Origin of the sequence: Paenibacillus donghaensis (assembly GCF_002192415.1) — a bacterium.
In the GTDB taxonomy this organism is placed as follows: Bacteria; Bacillota; Bacilli; order Paenibacillales; family Paenibacillaceae; genus Paenibacillus_AQ; species Paenibacillus_AQ donghaensis.
In genome coordinates, this window is record NZ_CP021780.1 from 7347423 (window position 1) to 7364208 (window position 16786).

Annotated in this window: 10 protein-coding genes; 7 read left to right on the forward strand and 3 right to left on the reverse strand. The window is 55.6% G+C overall.

The features are described 5' to 3' along the window. The first annotated feature begins 83 nt into the window (after positions 1–83). Both B9T62_RS33330 and B9T62_RS33335 read left to right on the forward strand, forming a co-directional pair. The gene (locus tag B9T62_RS33330) at positions 84–1805 is read left to right on the forward strand and encodes a glycoside hydrolase family 3 protein (RefSeq protein ID WP_087919175.1); all 1722 of its coding nucleotides are present in this window, start codon (positions 84–86) and stop codon (positions 1803–1805) included. Then, positions 1805–4018 (forward strand): hypothetical protein, encoded by a 2214-nt coding sequence (locus B9T62_RS33335; protein ID WP_087919176.1) that lies wholly within the window; start codon positions 1805–1807, stop codon positions 4016–4018. The genes B9T62_RS33330 and B9T62_RS33335 overlap by 1 nt, the downstream gene beginning before the upstream one ends. A 1088-nt stretch (positions 4019–5106) precedes the next feature. On the opposite strand, the gene hflX is transcribed toward B9T62_RS33335, so the two are convergent. Then, complete coding sequence (gene hflX / locus B9T62_RS33345; protein WP_087919178.1) at positions 5107–6375, reverse strand: GTPase HflX; 1269 nt, start codon at positions 6373–6375, stop codon at positions 5107–5109. 486 nt (positions 6376–6861) lie between these two features. On the opposite strand from hflX, the gene B9T62_RS41950 reads away from it, so the two are divergent. From B9T62_RS41950 to B9T62_RS41960, 3 genes are read left to right on the forward strand one after another with little or no spacing between them, the layout of a single operon-like run. Then, on the forward strand, positions 6862–7146 hold the full coding sequence (locus B9T62_RS41950; protein ID WP_157794107.1) for a hypothetical protein: 285 nt from the start codon (positions 6862–6864) through the stop codon (positions 7144–7146). Continuing rightward, positions 7130–7567, forward strand: a complete 438-nt coding sequence (locus tag B9T62_RS41955) for a hypothetical protein (protein ID WP_157794108.1) — start codon at positions 7130–7132, stop codon at positions 7565–7567. Before B9T62_RS41950 ends, B9T62_RS41955 begins: the two co-directional genes overlap by 17 nt. Next, positions 7501–7899, forward strand: coding sequence for a methyl-accepting chemotaxis protein (locus tag B9T62_RS41960; RefSeq protein ID WP_245864196.1), 399 nt, complete (start codon positions 7501–7503; stop codon positions 7897–7899). The genes B9T62_RS41955 and B9T62_RS41960 overlap by 67 nt, the downstream gene beginning before the upstream one ends. A gap of 257 nt (positions 7900–8156) precedes the next feature. On the opposite strand, the gene B9T62_RS33355 is transcribed toward B9T62_RS41960, so the two are convergent. Continuing rightward, positions 8157–11183: a DEAD/DEAH box helicase gene (locus B9T62_RS33355; RefSeq protein ID WP_087919179.1), complete on the reverse strand. Its 3027-nt coding sequence runs from the start codon at positions 11181–11183 to the stop codon at positions 8157–8159. Continuing rightward, positions 11180–12829, reverse strand: a complete 1650-nt coding sequence (locus tag B9T62_RS33360; RefSeq protein WP_087919180.1) for an SWIM zinc finger family protein — start codon at positions 12827–12829, stop codon at positions 11180–11182. Before B9T62_RS33360 ends, B9T62_RS33355 begins: the two co-directional genes overlap by 4 nt. A 330-nt stretch (positions 12830–13159) precedes the next feature. Here B9T62_RS33360 and B9T62_RS33365 point away from each other — a divergent pair, with 330 nt between their 5' ends. Both B9T62_RS33365 and B9T62_RS33370 read left to right on the forward strand, forming a co-directional pair. After that, positions 13160–15478 carry a helix-turn-helix domain-containing protein gene (locus B9T62_RS33365; protein WP_087919181.1) on the forward strand — a complete coding sequence of 773 codons (2319 nt, stop codon included), beginning with the start codon at positions 13160–13162 and terminating at the stop codon, positions 15476–15478. Between the two features lie 189 nt (positions 15479–15667). Beyond that, positions 15668–16630: a tripartite tricarboxylate transporter substrate binding protein gene (locus tag B9T62_RS33370; protein WP_425436716.1), complete on the forward strand. Its 963-nt coding sequence runs from the start codon at positions 15668–15670 to the stop codon at positions 16628–16630. Positions 16631–16786 lie beyond the last annotated feature (156 nt).

The following is a 16786-nucleotide window of genomic DNA, read 5'->3' on the forward strand; positions in this document are numbered from 1 at the left end:
ACTTATTTCATAGCTGGCTTTATTTAGGGCCGGCTCAAACTTCGCTACACTTGGGGTAACAAGCAGCGGGAGGAATCAGCAGTATGCTAAGACCATTAACAGCGCAGGAACGGGATTGGGTAGAGAACACGCTTGAATCCATGAGTTTACGTGAGCGAATCGGGCAGACGATGCAGGGCCATGCCGGCAGAGCACCGTTCAGGGGGATTGAAGGTGCCGAGCTTACGGCATACCTGCAGCGGTATCCGGTAGGGAGTTTTTTTGTGGGCGGTGAGATTATCCAGAAGGCAGAGGGCAGAGCAGGCGATTACCGCAGCTGGATAGAAGGGCTGCAACGAGCCAGCCGCTGTCCACTGCTGTTCTCCGGCGATCTGGAGTTCGGGGCCGGTTCGGCTGTGCGCAGCTTGACGGCGTTCCCGCCCCTGCTGGCGCTGGGCGCGGTGGACGATGAGGCGCTGGCCTATGAATACGGCAGATTTACAGCGCTGGAAGGGCGGGCCGCCGGGTTCACCTGGGCGCTTGCACCGGGCGTGGATCTGCTGCTCAACTGGCTGAACCCGGTGATCACCACCCGCTGTCTCGGCGACGATGCTGCCAGGGCGGCGCGGTTGTCCGCCGCGGTGATGCGCGGGATGCAGGAGCATGGGCTGGCTGCCTGTGCGAAACATTTTCCCGGCGACGGGGTGGATTACCGGGACCAGCATATTGTCACTACGGTTAATGATCTCAGCGAGCAGGAGTGGTTCGCCACCTATGGCTTGGTTGCGGGACGGCTTATCGATCAGGGCGTGTTGTCTTATATGACGGGGCATATTGCCTTGCCGTGGGTCGAAGAGACATCGTCAGGCGGCAAGCCCGTACCTGCTACGGTTTCGCTGAAGATCACCACGGAGCTGCTGCGCGAAAGGCTGGGCTTCGAAGGGGTTGTGTTGTCCGACGCGCTCGATATGGGCGGCTTTCTCTCCTGGGGCGATTACCGCAAGCGGATGATCGACTGCTTCAACAGCGGAACCGATGTGCTGCTGTGGCCGGGCTTGCGGTATTTCGAGGTGATGGAGGCTGCCATTGCTGAGGGGGAAGTGACGGAAGAGCGGCTTACGGCCAGCGTGCGCCGCGTGCTGGAGATGAAGGCCCGCCTGGGAATGCACCGGATCGATGCCGAAGGCAGAGATCCGGAGGCCATTCTGCTAGAGGACGACAAGCTGCCGCCGGAGCTGGACCGGGAAGCGCGCGGCTTAAGCCGCCAGCTGGCCGAGCGTTGCGTGACACTGGTGCGCAACCGCAGCGGACAGCTGCCGCTGGATGCGGAGGCGACCCGCCGCGTGCTGGTGATTATGCTGAATAAGGTTACAGCGGGACGCACCTTCGAGCGAATGGATATCTTTGTGCGGCTGCTGCGGGAGCGGGGAATCCAGGTGGACATTCTGGATGAATTCGAGCCGCTTGATACGCTGCGGAAGTGGGAGCAGGAAGGCAGCCGCTGGGATGCGGCCTTCGCGCCCTATTTCATGCCGCTGCACGGCATGATGAACAGCTCGCGCCCGGTGGGCGAAGCAGCCAAGGCGATCTGGGCCATGCAGCAGGCGGAGACGATTAAGCCGATTGGGATTTCTTTTGCCACACCTTATCTGCTGCAGGATATGCCGTTCCTCGATACGCTGGTGAATGCCTATTCGCTGCATGAGGATACTGTGGAAGCTGCGGTTCAGGCGATCTTCGGGGAAATTCCCTTTCAGGGGATTTCTCCGGTAGCTACGGAGTTGCCTCGTGTTTTCATAAAAGGGAAGGCAGGTGGGTTGTCGTGATGCAGCATGTGAATTACGGTGTGCTTAACCATCGGGAGCTGCTGGTCCAAAAACTGCAGTCGCTGGAATCCCGTTACGATTCCGGGCTTCGTCTGCTACGTTCACCGTTCAGCAGCCCAGGTTATCACACAACGATTAAGCAGGCGGAGTTCATCCATTCCACCCGTGATTCGTTGTCCTATGCGTTGGGTCTGCTTGATTCGGAGCAGGCCGCTTATGAGCAGCGGGCCTTTGACATTATCGCAGCGGTGGTGTCGCTGCAGGACAGGGACCGCAGCAGTGTGACCTTTGGCCTCTGGTCCTGGTTCTATGAGGAGCCGCTGGCCGAGATGGCTCCGCCGGACTGGAATTGGGCGGATTTCTGCGGCAGCCGGCTGATCCAGGCGTTGTCACGGCATGGCGCGCGGTTCCCGCTGGAGCTTCGAGAAGCCGCTTCTCAGGCAGTTGAATACGCCTGCGAGGCGATTATGAAGCGGGATGTGGGTCCCCATTATACCAATATCGCTATTCTGGGTGCCCTGGTGACAAGGCTTGCCGGGGAACAGCTGGGCCTGGAGCACTTCGCGCAGTATGGGCTGGAGCGGCTGGCGAAGCTGTATGACTACACCCGGGAGCGCGGGGCTTTTCAAGAATACAACAGCCCGGTTTACACAGCCATTGCTGTGGTGGAGCTGTCGAAGCTGCGGGCCGAGACGACGGACAGCAGAGTCGGCGAATTATGCGACGCGCTGCTCGGTATGACCTGGAAGACGGTGGCCGAGCATTACCACCCTGCCACCGGGCAGTGGTCCGGCCCGCATTCCCGCAGCTACCGGAGTCTGCTGGATGAGCAGGCGCAGGCTTTTCTGCAGGTGGCGACAGAGGGGCAGGTGATGTTCTTCCCCTGGGATCAGCTGCCTTATGAGGAGGAGTGGTACCGGAGCGGAATCTCTTGTCCGCCTGCTTATCTTGAGCTGTTCACGCTGCCGGGGCAGCGTGAGCTGAAGCAGCTGTATGAGGGGGGAGCCGGTACTGGCAGCGGCAAATGGGCTGCCGCATATCTGACTCCCTCCTACAGCCTGGGCTCCTTCACAGACAGTGACTTCTGGAATCAGCGGCGGCCGCTGCTCGCTTATGTGGACAACGGCGGAGCGCCCGCTTACCTGCGGCTGCGTTGTCTGCATGAGGGCTATGACTACTGCTCCGCCCGCTTTCATTCGCAGCAGCAGCAGGGTCAGGTGCTGTTCGGCATCGACTTCGTCACCGACGGTGGCGACACCCATCCCAATCTGGACCGGATCGACGGGACGATCCGCGCCAGCGACTTCCGCCTGCGGCTCGAGATCGGCGGCCATCTGGATGGCATCAGGGTGGAGACTGCCAGAGAAGCTGCGGGCAGTCCGGCGTACGGTGTGGGTAATGAATATGGTGCGGCTGATGAAAGTAAGGGGAACATGCTTAGTGTGAGTCGTGAGTACAGGGAGTGTAATAACGGTGGTAGGGAAAGTAAGTACAGTGTGAATGATGGGTATGGTCACTGTGGTGAGGAAAGTAAGGTAAAAGAGAACGGTGTGAATGACGGGTATAGTCCCTGTGGTGATAATGACAACGGAAGTAAGTACAGTGTGAATGATGCGCATGGTCGATGTGGTGAGGAGAGTAAGGTAAAAGAGAACGGTGTGAATGAAGGGTGTAGTCCATGTGATGATAGTGATAAAGGAAGTAAGTACAGTGTGAATGATGCGCATGGTCGATGTTTTGAAGAGAGTAAGGTAAAAGAGAACGGTGTGAATGAAGGGTATAGTCCCTGTGGTGATAATGACAACGGAAGTAAGTACAGTGTGAATGATGCGCATGGTCGATGTGGTGAGGAGAGTAAGGTAATTGAGATTGGAGAAGTTGTCTTTCGGCTGCGAACCTGGTTCGCAGCGTTTGACGAACTAGCGGCTTCATCTGCAACAACGGGGAGTGATCAGCCGCTGACGTGGGAGATTCACAGATCAGCCGATACATTCGAGATAGATCTGATATTGTACTCAGGACCGGAGCGTACGCTCGACTTCCGCCAGCTGAGCCGGGCGGCTGTGATATGCACGCTGGCGGCGGAGGGAAGTGCGGCAGAGGAGTCCGCACCGCTGCTAAAGTTCAGCGACAGCGGCTTAGTAAGCGTCAGCCTGCCGGGCAGGGAAACCGAAGCATTTGAGCTCAGCCTTCGGCCACGCGTGGCAGAGTGATTCTGGCGCGCAGTGTTGCCGGATATACACCAAAACAAGCCGGGACCCTATATGTACCCGGCTTATTTGGTGCTTGTATGAAGTTCTCGCTGGCTGCGATCAGCATTGAACACAAATTTATGGGATAAATTCCTTCAATTCCGGCCAGAAGCAGATGCAGAAGTAGATGCCTCAGTTTCGTACTCCCGGCATAACTGCTGTACCATGTGGCAAGGCACGCTATTACAGCGCCCCAGAAGATCTTACCGGCCTACGGAGTCACTCCTTTCCCCAAATGCCTGCAATACTACAGTTTTTTTCGGGCAAATACGGCTTTCGGGACCCAAAGCCTGCAAAAATACAGGAATATACACCTCCAGGAAAGTTCACAGGCCCCATTGCCGAGAAAACCTGCACTATTGCAGGCATTCAGCAAACCAGGAGAAGAATAGAGGGAAAACCTGTACTTTTACAGGCATTTCTCTTCGGGTGAGCATCCGGATCTCTTGGTCCATAAGAGTTGCTCTGCGAAACGGCTTCTACATCAGTAGAGAGATCTAAGTGCTCACTGTTCCTCAGACTTAACTGCGCTCTGTACAGCTAAAAGCAGCGATTTTGCGCCAAATGACGTTTTAACTGCATTCTGTACAGCTAAATTCTCGGAAAACAGCGCTTCAGGGGCAATGGTGAGAATGTAACTGTACGAAATACACCTATACCCCATTCCGGTTCAATTTCATGATAAATAGCTGTACGAAATACACTTAAGCTCGCTCACTACCCCTGCTGCGTCGATTTCTCCTCCCCTACTTGCCCTATTTACTCTCCACAACATCATTTCTACTGCTATTTCCACTTCTACCCTAGAAATTACGAATTTCCATCTTCATGGGTGCCGCGCAGCAGAATGGACGACCTTTGCAGGCTTGGGGTCCCGACAGCTGTTCTTACACGAAGAAACTGCACCATTGCAGGAATATGTGTCTGGGGTGATAGAGATGTCCCGTTGAGTTTAAAGCGCGGGACCTTGCGCTGCTCTAACCGCCATCCATGTCTATTGCGGGTTCTAAATCAATTACGCGCCGGGTAAAAACTTCTGAAATGCTAGACTACTGAAGCGGCGTGAAATCATCGCGGAACCGCTCATAATCGGCGATTCTGCATTCGAGCGTAAGCCGTGTGCCGGTTTCTTCATAACTGACCGCTTGCACATGGGCATGCTCGTTAAAGTAAGACACCACCGCACCACGGTCGAACGGCACCAGAATCTCGCACTGGATGTAGTCGGTGAACACATGGCTGCGGATGAGTCCGGTCAGTTCCTCCAGACCTTTGGCCCGCTTAGCGGACAGGTAGACATTGCCGTCCTCGACCAGCGGATAAGGCAGGTCGGTCAGATCGGTTTTGTTATAAGCAAATTGTGTCGGAATCTGATCGGCACCTAGCGCCAGCAATGTTTCCTGAGTCACCGCAATATGCTGCTCATGCTGCGGATCGGAAATATCAACCACATGAATCAGGAGATCGGCTTCCGTTACTTCCTCAAGCGTCGAGCGAAAAGCCTTGACCAAATGATGCGGCAGCTGGCTGACGAAGCCGACGGTATCGGTTAATAGGAAGGTTTTGTGGTCTGGCAGCTCAATGCTGCGGACCGAAGTCTCCAGGGTGGCGAACAGCATATCCTTGGCCAGCACCTGCTTGCCGCTTCCGGGATGATAAGCCTCCACCATCGCATTCATTAAGCTTGACTTGCCAGTGTTCGTATAGCCGACAAAACAAACGACAGGCACTTCATTCTTGTGCCGCTGTTTGCGCTGGATCTGGCGCCGTGCCACCTGCTGCAGCAGCTCAGTCTGCAGCACAGTGATCCGCTCCTCGATTCGGCGGCGGTCCAGCTCCAGCTTGGTTTCACCGGCACCGCGGTTCTTCAACCCCGCACCACCCCCCTGGCGGCCCAGCGATTCCCGCAGCCCGGTCAGGCGCGGCAGCATATACTGCAGCTCCGCCACCTCCACCTGCAGCTGTGACTCCCGCGTCTTGGCGCGCTCGGCGAAGATGTTAAGGATCAGAATCGTCCGGTCGATGACCTGCCGGTCCAGGGCAGACTCCAGATTGCGCAGCTGGGAAGGGGACAGCTCATCGTTAAAGATGACAATAGGAGCGTCATGCTGCTCCAGCAGGACAGACAGCTCCTGGATTTTGCCGGTACCCAGGTATTGCGAAGGATTAATCCGGCTGGCCTTCTGGCTTAATTCACCGACTACGGCAATGCCGCAGGCATCGGCCAGATTGCGCAGCTCCTCCATGGAGTAGGCGAAGTTATCATCCTGTTGCAGTTGTATTCCCACAATAATCGCGTGCTGTTGTTTGGATTCCATCTATTCATTCAACCTCCAATAATTAAGTTGTTCCACCAAGTGGACGCAAAAAAACACAGGCAATCTGCCTGTGTTAACAGTAGGGCTAGAGGACTTCAAGAATAGAGACCCCAAAGAGGCAGAACCTCTGCGGGTATCCTTATGGTCTTCCATAACAAATGAAATAAAGAAACCTCGGGGAGATAGGAAGCTAGAGACTACACTCCTGCTTTTCTCCCCATAGGGTGGTTTCCTTCTCATTGCTATGGCTTGCGGGTAACGTTAAAAATGTACAGACCAAATCCTGAGTCCTCTGCACAAAAGGCAGAGCTTAAGGCGCTATTTAATTAGCCGCGCGCATTAATTCTAACTCGGATATAGTCTATCACACGTACCCCTCCGTTCAATTCAAGTTAAGTCGAGTGTACCATAGGGTTTTTGGGATGGCAAACGGGCAGAGCAATATTTTGATAAATTTAAATTCGGATTCGAGAGGAGCTACAACTATTGTTTGCCAGAAAACCGAAATCCGCCCCCGACAATCAATCGCCCGATGTATTGCTGCAGGCCAGCCGTGCGCTCCAGAAACAGCTTGAGGAGAATAAGTATCCGCTTCAGCTGCAGCTGGACGACGGTCCTCCAGAGCTTGTCGAGATCGCAAATATTGTGAATGCTGCGCTTCATCCCGATGAACAGGAGGATGTGCTGCAGGCTTCTGCCGATCATATGCTGGACTATTCAGGAAACACACCGTACGATCTCAATTACAGGCTGCTTGTTCGATATTCATGAGAAGAAGCTGAAGGAAGAGCAGCTGCACGCGCTTGTCACCAGGTATGATCTAATCAACCGTGCTTTGGTAGAGGCCCCTTGGGATATGGTGGTTGTTGCCGGCGATGTGGTCAACCCGGACAATGCGTTCTGGTGGTCGTCGCAGTTCCGGACTACACTCGGGTTTCCAGATGAAACGGTTGACAAGAATGGGGTGCCGCTGCGGGTAGCGGGAACGATCCGTGATATTACCTATGAGAAAAATAAAGAAACGGTCGTTCAGGAGATGACCAACAGGCTGGAGCTGTTGTCAGACTGCATTAACGAAATGGTTGGGGCATTAATGCGGCAACGGAGCAGGCTCAGGAGGTCGCCGTGGCCCAGGAGAAGTCTGCGGAGGCGGCCAATTACATCAAGAAGAGTGCAGACGAAACCTCGCTGATCTCCAATTTCATCAAGGAAATTGCCAATCAGACCAATCTGCTTGGCCTTAATGCTTCTATTGAAGCTGCACGTGCGGGCGAGCATGGCCGGGGGTTCGGCGTGGTGGCCGATGAAGTGAGGAAGCTGGCGGACCATAGTGCTGCGGCTGGCGGCAATATCGAGAAAAGCCTCTCGGATATGAAGCAGTATGTTGACGAGATTCTGGCCCATATTCATAACATGGCGATTCTGACCCATGGACAGACCGCGCTTGCCGAGCAGGTTAATGCTTCGATGGATGAAATTAACAGTATGTCTAAATCTCTGGTAGACTTCGCTAGAAGCATATAATCGCCTTGCCCCCTTTTGCAGCGAATCTGTCATTCATACAGAAACTTCCAATCGGAGCTGTATACTATGTAGAATGCGAAGCTTAGCTGGAGGGGTGTGAGGATGCTGTGCCTGTGCTACTTCAAGAGTGGAAGCCATGACAAAAAATAAAATGCCTTTCATCACCCGCAGATGCTTCACGGGCGGATGACAAGGCATTTTTGTATTTAAAATATAAGGGGACAACCAGGCTGGGGTCAGGTAATACAGCAGGCCGGTCAGCCCATCCACTCCCGCCGCAGCGTGAACAGATCCTTCAGCGCATCGGTGGACAGCTCGGTAATCCAGCCCTCCGAGGTGGAGATTACGTTGTCGCTCAGCTGCTGCTTGTTCTCCAGCATCTCGTCGATTCTCTCCTCCAGCGTGCCGAGCGAGATGAACTTATGCACCTGCACATCGCGAGTCTGACCAATCCGGTAGGCCCGGTCCGTGGCCTGATTCTCGACAGCCGGGTTCCACCAGCGGTCAAAGTGGAACACATGGTTGGCGGCGGTAAGGTTGAGGCCAACACCGCCTGCCTTCAGCGACAGGATAAATACATTCGGCTGATCGGACTTGGCCGCTGCCGCCTGCGGCCCATGCTCTGCCGGAGGTTGAGGCGTCTGGAAGCGTTCGATCATCTTGTCGCGTGCGGTTTTGGAGGTGCTGCCGTTCAGGTAGAGCACCGGCTCCTGCAGCTCCTGCTCCAGCACGGCCTGAAGCATCTTGCCCATGCCGATATATTGGGTGAAGATCAGGCAGCGCTCATTCTCCTCGCGCAGCTCGCGGACCATGGCCAGCAGCCGTTCCAGCTTGGCGGAGCGTTCGATCAGCGCCGCCGTGTCCAGCACCATGCCCGGCTCGGGTTCAGGCAGGGCTTCCTTGTTCAGCAGCATCGGATGATCGCACAGCTGCTTCAGCCCGGTTAAGGCGCTGAGAATCGCACCTTTGCGCTCGATACCTTCCAGCTTCTGCATCCGCTCCAGCAGTCCGTTTACCGTCTGGTCGTACAGCGCCGCCTGCTCGGCGGTCAGGTGAACATAGGTTTTCATTTCATTTTTGTCCGGCAGATCCAGCTGAATGGCCGGGTCCTTCTTCTTGCGACGCAGCATAAACGGCTTCACCAGCCGCTGCAGATCCTCGGTCCGGTCCGTGTTATGCTCCTTCTCGATAGCACCTACGAACCGGTCGTTGAACGCTTTGGGGCTCCCCAGATATCCCGGCGTAATGAAATCATATATCGACCACAGCTCGGATAGACGGTTCTCAATCGGCGTACCTGTCAGGGCAATCCGGTGCAACGCCGGGAAGCTGCGCACCGCTGCAGACTGCTTCGTCTGGGCGTTCTTGATATTCTGCGCTTCATCGAGGCAGACAGCCGCCCAGGTGAACTCTCTCAGCAGTTCCTGATCCAGCGACGCGGTAGCGTAGGAGGTCAGCACCACATCCGCCTGTGACGCCGCGCCGTAGAAGAACCCGGCATCCAGCCTGCGGCTGCCGTAATGCAGCATCACATTCAGCGATGGGCCGAAGCGCTGCAGCTCCTTCTGCCAGTTGCCAAGTACGGAGGTCGGGCAGATGATCAGTGCAGGCCAGCCGGGCGGATCGGTCTGGCGGCGGCCCACCGCACCGCTCTCGCCGGACTGCTCTTTAATATGCAGCAGGTAGGCGATCAGCTGCACGGTTTTGCCAAGCCCCATGTCGTCGGCCAGGCAGGCGCCCAGACCGAAGCGGCGCAGGAAAGCCAGCCAAGCGAATCCTTCATGCTGATAATTGCGCAGCTCCGCCCGCAGGCTGGCCGGAACCGGTGGCTGCGGCCATTGCGAGCGCTGGCCGAGCTGACTGATCAGCCGCACGAGATGCTCGTTCAGCTCCACCTCCAGCCGGACGCGGGCTGCTTCCTCCTGTTGCTGCTCTTCTGCAGCCTCAGCAGCCTGCTCGTCTTGCTGGGCGGCAGCCAGCAGATGCAGCTGCAGCACATCCTGGAAGGACAAGCCCTTGGACTTGTCCACCCCGGCCATGGCTCGCTGGATCTGGCTCAGCAGCGCAGGGTCCAGCGAGATCCATTTGCCGCGGAACTGGACCAGCCGTTCCCCGCGCGCAACCAGCTCGGCGAATTCGGCCTCCGAGAGATCCGCATCGCCAATCGAGATCCGCCAGTCGAAATCGACCAGCGAATCCAGCCCGAACAGCGAATCCCCGCCGCGTTCGCTGCCTTCGCCGGAGCTGACCTTGGCGCGCAGGCGCGGTTTCTTGCGGCTGGCGGCCTGCCACCACGCCGGCAGCAGCACCTGCCAGCCGGCCGCGAGCAGCCGCTGGCTGTCCGCTGTCAGGAACCGCCAGGCGACTTCGTCGCTGAGCGGGACTGACAGCACATCGCTGCCCGGCGCGAAGCGCTCCGCAGGCAGCAGACCCTGCAGGCGCGCCAGCCAGCCGGCGGCGCGCTCCTCCACATGGCCGGACCAGCCGGACGGCCATGTGCCCAGCGGCTCGCCCGTGTCGGCGAGCCGGAGCGGAGCAAGGACGGAGGGGTCGGCTTTGTCCTGCAGCACCAGCTGCAGGCGCCAATGCCACTCCTCCCCGTCCGGCTCCAGCAGCTGCAGCGCGGGCCGGAACGGCGCGCTGTCGGCCTTCCAGCCGATGGAGATCAGCCAGCCGGCTTCATCCATCCCGGCCGCCGCTGTACCGCTGCGCTCGAACAGCAGCGGGAATTCGCTGCGCAGATCGCCGGCTTCGGCTTCTGACGCATAATAGCGCTCCGACACGGCGGCGGAGAACGCCGCGCGGACACCCGCGCCATAAGAGCTGCCGCGTTCGAGGCCGGTCAGCGCTGCTGCGCCGCCGCTCTCCGCCGCTGCCTTGCGCAGCGTCTCGTCTTCCCAGATCCACTGCAGCCGGCCTTCGCGGTAAGCCCTCAGGCTCGGAATGTATTTCTTCTGCGTCAGGCAGTCGGCCAGCAGGGGAGCCAGTCCGGTCAGGCGGGCCGCCTCACCTTCCCAGCTCCATTCCACATGCTGCAGCAGCTGCTGCTCCGCGAAGAAAGGAATTACCTGCTCCGCAGGCAGCAGCACCAGCTCGGCATACTCTCCGGCTTGTTGAACCATTAATTCCGTTCCATAGAAGGATTCCTCATGCCAGGCAAACAGCTTCTGCTTGAGGATGAGGCCGGATATGAAGTCTCCGTTGTCTGTGGTTCCATATAATAAGGCATCCCCATGCTCACTGAGGGTTAGCCGAACGATAATCTTGCGTAGAGGTGTGATCATGAAATCAGGTTTCCTTTCCGCAGCTCCTCCTGCAGTGCGCGCAGTCTGCTGTGCTTTGCCGTGAAGGAGCTTAGGAACAGCTCCCAGCGTTCCTCGCGTTTGATTTTTTTGTACAGCTTGGCCAGCCGTTTCAGCAGCTTCACCGCCGCCTTATAGCTGTCACGGTTCTTCTCGATCACGAAACGCTCCACCGCCTGGTGATAGAAGGGCAGCAGCAGCTCAGGCGCATGCTTCTCCAGCGGCTGCAGGTCGCGAACCCGGAAGTCCGAGGGGGCTGCGCCGCTGGAGATCTGGTAATCCATCCACTCCTGCCATTTGCCGCGGCCGAGCAGCTTCTCATCATATAAATCACGGGAGAAGGGCAGCATCTCGGTTAGAGTGCTCCACATTCTAGGCTCCTCTTCAGGCAGATGGCTGAGCGCCTCCTCCCAACATTCGGAATACCGTTTCAAGCTATAATAATGCTTATTCAGCTGCGGTCCAATCCGCACCAGCCAGTCCACCAGCCGATCCCATTCTTCGTCTGCGATGATAATCTCTATGAAATCCATCCATTCTCCAGGCTGAATTCCCGGCTGCTCCGCTGCCAGCTGCAGGAACTCCCAAGCCGCGAGGTCATCCTCCAGATAGAAATACATCCGCCCCTGGGCGAGCCGCCAGGAATTCTTGCTGAGTGCTGCGCCAAGCTCAGCCTCCGCCTGCCGCAGCAGGGAGATTTCGTTGAGATAAACCTCAGGCTCGGCTGTATAGTAGGCAATCCAGTTGTCCCACACCAGACTATAGAATAGCGAGAAAGGAGGTTCATCCCGCCGTCCCCGGGTTTCGGTCAGCATGGCTTGACGCAGCAGAGCCACAGTATCCATCAGCCGGGTGAATTGGTCCGGTTCGCTGTTTAGTGGCAGGTCTTGCTCCAGCAGGTGTTCTCCGATATATTCCTGAAGATCAGATACGGCTATTTGGGTGTAATATCCTAAAGAGGAGCCATATCCCTGAGGCAGGGAAGAAATGCCGGTTCCAGGAATCAGCGTCTCCAGTACATACAGTCTGGAATTGAGCTGGAAGAGCAGCGTTGCTGCAGGGCCAAGCTCAGGCTGGTACTCCGTAATCGCCGCCAGCGCCTTCTCGACATATTGAGAGTTACGGACGCTCTGTGCCAGCGGTGCAACAGCGGTGGCGAAATACTCGCGCCACTGTGTGACCGTTGCGCTCCCAAGCTGCTTCGCCAGCTGCTTCAGCTGCTGCTTGGTGGGGCGACGGCTCGCGCCGCCGGAATCACTGCCGGAGTCTTGCACGGTCCTTATTACGGCTGCTTTGGCGTTAGCCAGCATGTTTACCGAGCGATTCTGCTGTTCGGCATAACACATCAGCAAAGCCGCCATATGCTTGCAGGGGCCACCGACCGGGCAGTTGCAGCGGCCGAGGCGCAGGTCGGTCAGATCGACCGACACCACATAATCCTCCCGGCCTTCAACAATGGCCTTCAGGCCGGGAGGTCCGAACTCGTTGCTGCGCATCGTACGCACGCGCCGCTGTTTATAGTATTGGAACCCCCGCTTAAGGGTAAGATCATCGAAACAATAGGCTACATTCTGTATAAGCCAGTTCCACCGGTTGTCATCAAGCGTATAGTCATTCAGCTTCTCCATGGTCAATCAATCTCCTGTACATCCAGATAGCTTCTATTATAACATTGTAGATATAACATTGTAGACCGTAAGCCTGATCCTCTCTTGAAGCCTGATCCCCTTATATGATCGCTGCAATAACACGAAATGCTGCAGGCTGTGAAGAATATGATAGGCTCCAATCAAGTGGAAACGGCTTCTCCGTCCTTTTAAAAGGACGGAGAGTTTCAGCGAGAAATAGAAGGATAATTTATAGCGTGGAATATAAAATTTTTTATATATTGAAAAAAGGCTGGAAGTGTTACTCTGGAAGTTGGCACTTTAGAAATGCGGAAGGATGAATTTACACCCATGCTGCGATTTAGATTGAAATATCTGTTCAAAAACAAACAAACCCGGCTGATCCTGATGCTCACACTCAGTGTGTCGTTATTGATTACTGTGATTGGTCTTTTCTCCTACGGACAGTACCGCGATGCGCTGGATACGGAGCTTAACACCCCCAACGTGGAGCTGCTGCAGATTAACCTTGATGTGACTAACCGTGCGTTCCGGGAAGCCGACAATAAAGCAGTCGATGTGTCCTTTCAGCCATCCGTCATTCAATATATGAATACGGATACGCAGGACAATGCAGCGAAGGCCGAGGAGCCGCAGGTCTATCTGCGCACGCTTGCCACCGAACCGGATATCCATTCGATTAAAGTGCTCAAATTCAGCGATCAATCCCTGATTTCGAGCAATGACGGATATATGGCAGATTGGGAAGAGGCGGCAGACTATGCCTGGAGCACCTGGATCGGCGAGATCAAGGAGAAACCGCTGTTAATCAAAAGAAGGCAATACACCGGTACCAACTCTAAGCTGGGCATGACCGAGCTGCTTACCCTGGCTAGACCGATTGTGCAGGATGGCCAGACAGTAGGCGCAGTTGTGGTCGACCTGGACTATGACTGGCTGTTCTCCCAAATGTACACCCACTTGTCCAGCTATCAATTCGTCTATAATCTGGAGGGGGAGCTGATCTACCCCAAGCTGAATCTGCCGTTCCCCCTGGAGAATATGAAGGAAGTCCTATCCCTCATCGATGTAAGCCCCTTTGCCCATGTGAAGATTGAAGGACAGGCTTACATGGCCAATCAAACCTTCTCCAACGTTACCGGCTGGCGGCTGATCTCACTCGTTCCGATGGAGCAGCTGCTGAAGAATGTGACCATCGCGCGCAATATGATGCTGTCGCTGTCGTTGATCTCCATCCTAGTAGGCTGCTCGGCGATTTATTACTATAACTTTGCTTCCTTCCGTCCGCTCAAACGGATTAATAAGCTGCTGAATCCCGGGCTGAAGTCCGGAGGACAGGGCAATCTCTATGACCTGGAGCCGGTGATCGGCAAGCTGGTCGGCGATTTCCAGAGCAAGTCGCTGGTAGCGGAATGGAGTCTGCCTGAGCTGCGCAGCAAATTTGTCCACGATCTGATTACGCGCAGCATCGGCACCCAGGAGACCGGAGCCAAGTGGGGGCATTATTTCGAGGGCTGGAAGGAAGGTCCCTTCGAGGTGCTGATTGTGTCGATCGACCGTCATACCCAGTGGGCCGCCGCGTATCAGGAAGAGGATCAGATGCTGCTCAAATATGCCATCAACAATATTATCGTGGAATACTTTCAACCCGCCTGGCAGGTGGTGACGGCTACGCCGCAGAAGGACAGTCTGGTCGTACTGCTGCAGCCTAGAGAGCTGCAAGAGACGGAGCTTACCGAGAACGCCGGGCAATTAATAGACATGATCCAGAATCTGCTCAACATATCCGTGTCGGTCGGGATCGGCAACCCCGCCCCGGCAATCACCAAGGTCGCTCGCGCGTACGCCGAAGCCAACCTTGCCCTGTCCCACCGTCTGTACGAAGGGTATGGCCGGGTACGCCATTATGCGGCCGAGGAGCCGCGGTATGCGGAGAGCCTGCAGGCAGTGGATGATACCTGGAAGCAGGAAGTGCTCCATGCCCTGAAATCCTCTGCTGCGACCACCGGTGTGGAGTGGATTCGCCGCTGGTCGGCAGATGCACGCAAAAAAGTCATACAGCCGCAGAAAATATTCCGCATGGTGGATGATCTGCTGGAGGAGCTGCTTGCCATAGCCGGCGCAGGCGGCCACCCGCTGCCTGAAGAGCTGGCTAATTATACCCGTCACCAGGTGACAACGATGGATCTGTCCGAGATTGAACAGATGCTCTGCGGGATTGTGGAGCGGATGTCCGAGGAACTGGGCCAGCACCGCCAGTCGAAGGAGTATCTGCTGGCTCAGGCTATGATCCAATATATGGAGAATCATCTACAGGATAATATCGGGCTTCAGGATATTGCCTCTCATGTGAATATGGGGATCTCTTCTGTCAGCAATATTTTTAAAGAAGAGACCGGAACAACCGTGTACGACTATCTGACCAACCTGAGAATTGATAAAGCCTGTGAGCTGCTGTCCGGCAGCGGCATGAAAATTGCAGATATTGCGATGCTGGTCGGCTACCAGAATGAGAACAGCTTCATCCGGGCCTTCCGTAAGATCAAATCTATCACACCGGGCAAGTTCCGGGAGAACAGCAAATATTCCAAAACGTATGCAGATCCGCCAAAACCGCGCCAATCCAGCGTTTCTGAGGATTCAGAATAAGATTATACGATTGCCCGTACGCTCCCATATGCGTTAAAGTTCTACTTGAGAAAACTTTCACAGCTGCTGAAAATTTTCACAATCACAGCTGATGCTTAGCGAATATGGGGGTGAAGCGAATAGCGCTGCCAAGGAGGGATAGTGTTGACAAGAACAACAAAGATGGGTATCTGGATTACATCAGGCCTCATGGTTCTACTATTGATTTGGGCGGGATACCGAATGGCCGGAGAACACAGCCGGATTGATGAAAGCGCTGATTTTCCCAAGAAGCCGATTACATTGATTGTGCCGTATGCAGCAGGAGGCGGAACAGATTTAACAGCGAGAGCATTGGCCCAGGCCACGGAGAAAGTTCTGAGAGAACCCATTATAGTAGTTAACCGGACGGGCGGCGGTAGTTCCGTTGGATTGATGGAAGGGGCGAACGCCAAGGGAGATGGCTACACCGTTACTTTTCTCCCGGCAGAGCTGACCATTCTTCCGCATCTCGGGTTGCTTCCGATTACCTATGAGAAGTTCAAGCCTATCGCCCAAACGAATTTTGATCCTTCCGCCATTACCGTGAGAGCCGAAGCGCCATTCAAGACCGTGAATGAATTTCTCGACTTTGCGAAAGCGCATCCAGGTGAACTGAAAATGGGAAACGCAGGAACGGGAAGCATTTGGCATTTAGCTGCTGTGACGTTGGAACGGGAAACAGGTGTGAAGTTTGCACATATTCCTTTTGAAGGAGCGGGACCTGCGGTTTCTGCCCTGATGGACGGTTTTGTCGATGCGGTGCCTGTGAGTCCGGCTGAGGTGAAGAAGTATGTGGATGAAGGCAAGCTGCGCACCCTGGCAGTTAATGCCGACAAGCGCTCCGAAGCGCTGCCCGGTGTCCCTACACTGGAAGAAGAGACCGGGATTCACGTGAACTTTACCAGCACATGGAGAGGGCTCGCAGTCCCGAAGGACACGCCGGATGAAATTGCAGAACTGTTGGCGAGTGCTTTTATCAAAGGGACAGAGGACAAGGAATTCAAGAATTATATGCAATTGAACGGATTGCAGCTGCAGGTCAAGAACGGCAAGGCATTCGGACAGCAGCTACAGGAGAGTCATGACTTGTTCGCCAAGATGATTCCGGAGCTGGGGCTGAGCCGTAAGTAAGATGAAAGCGTCGTCAGGACAAATTTCCCACGGGAGCGCAGGCACCAGGAAGGAATGTGGTGAGAGCGGATATCCCCGGGACTGATTTCCTGCGCCTATTTTTAGAAGATTTGAGAGGGTTGAACCCGCAATAATGACTTAATTACGTTAAGAGAG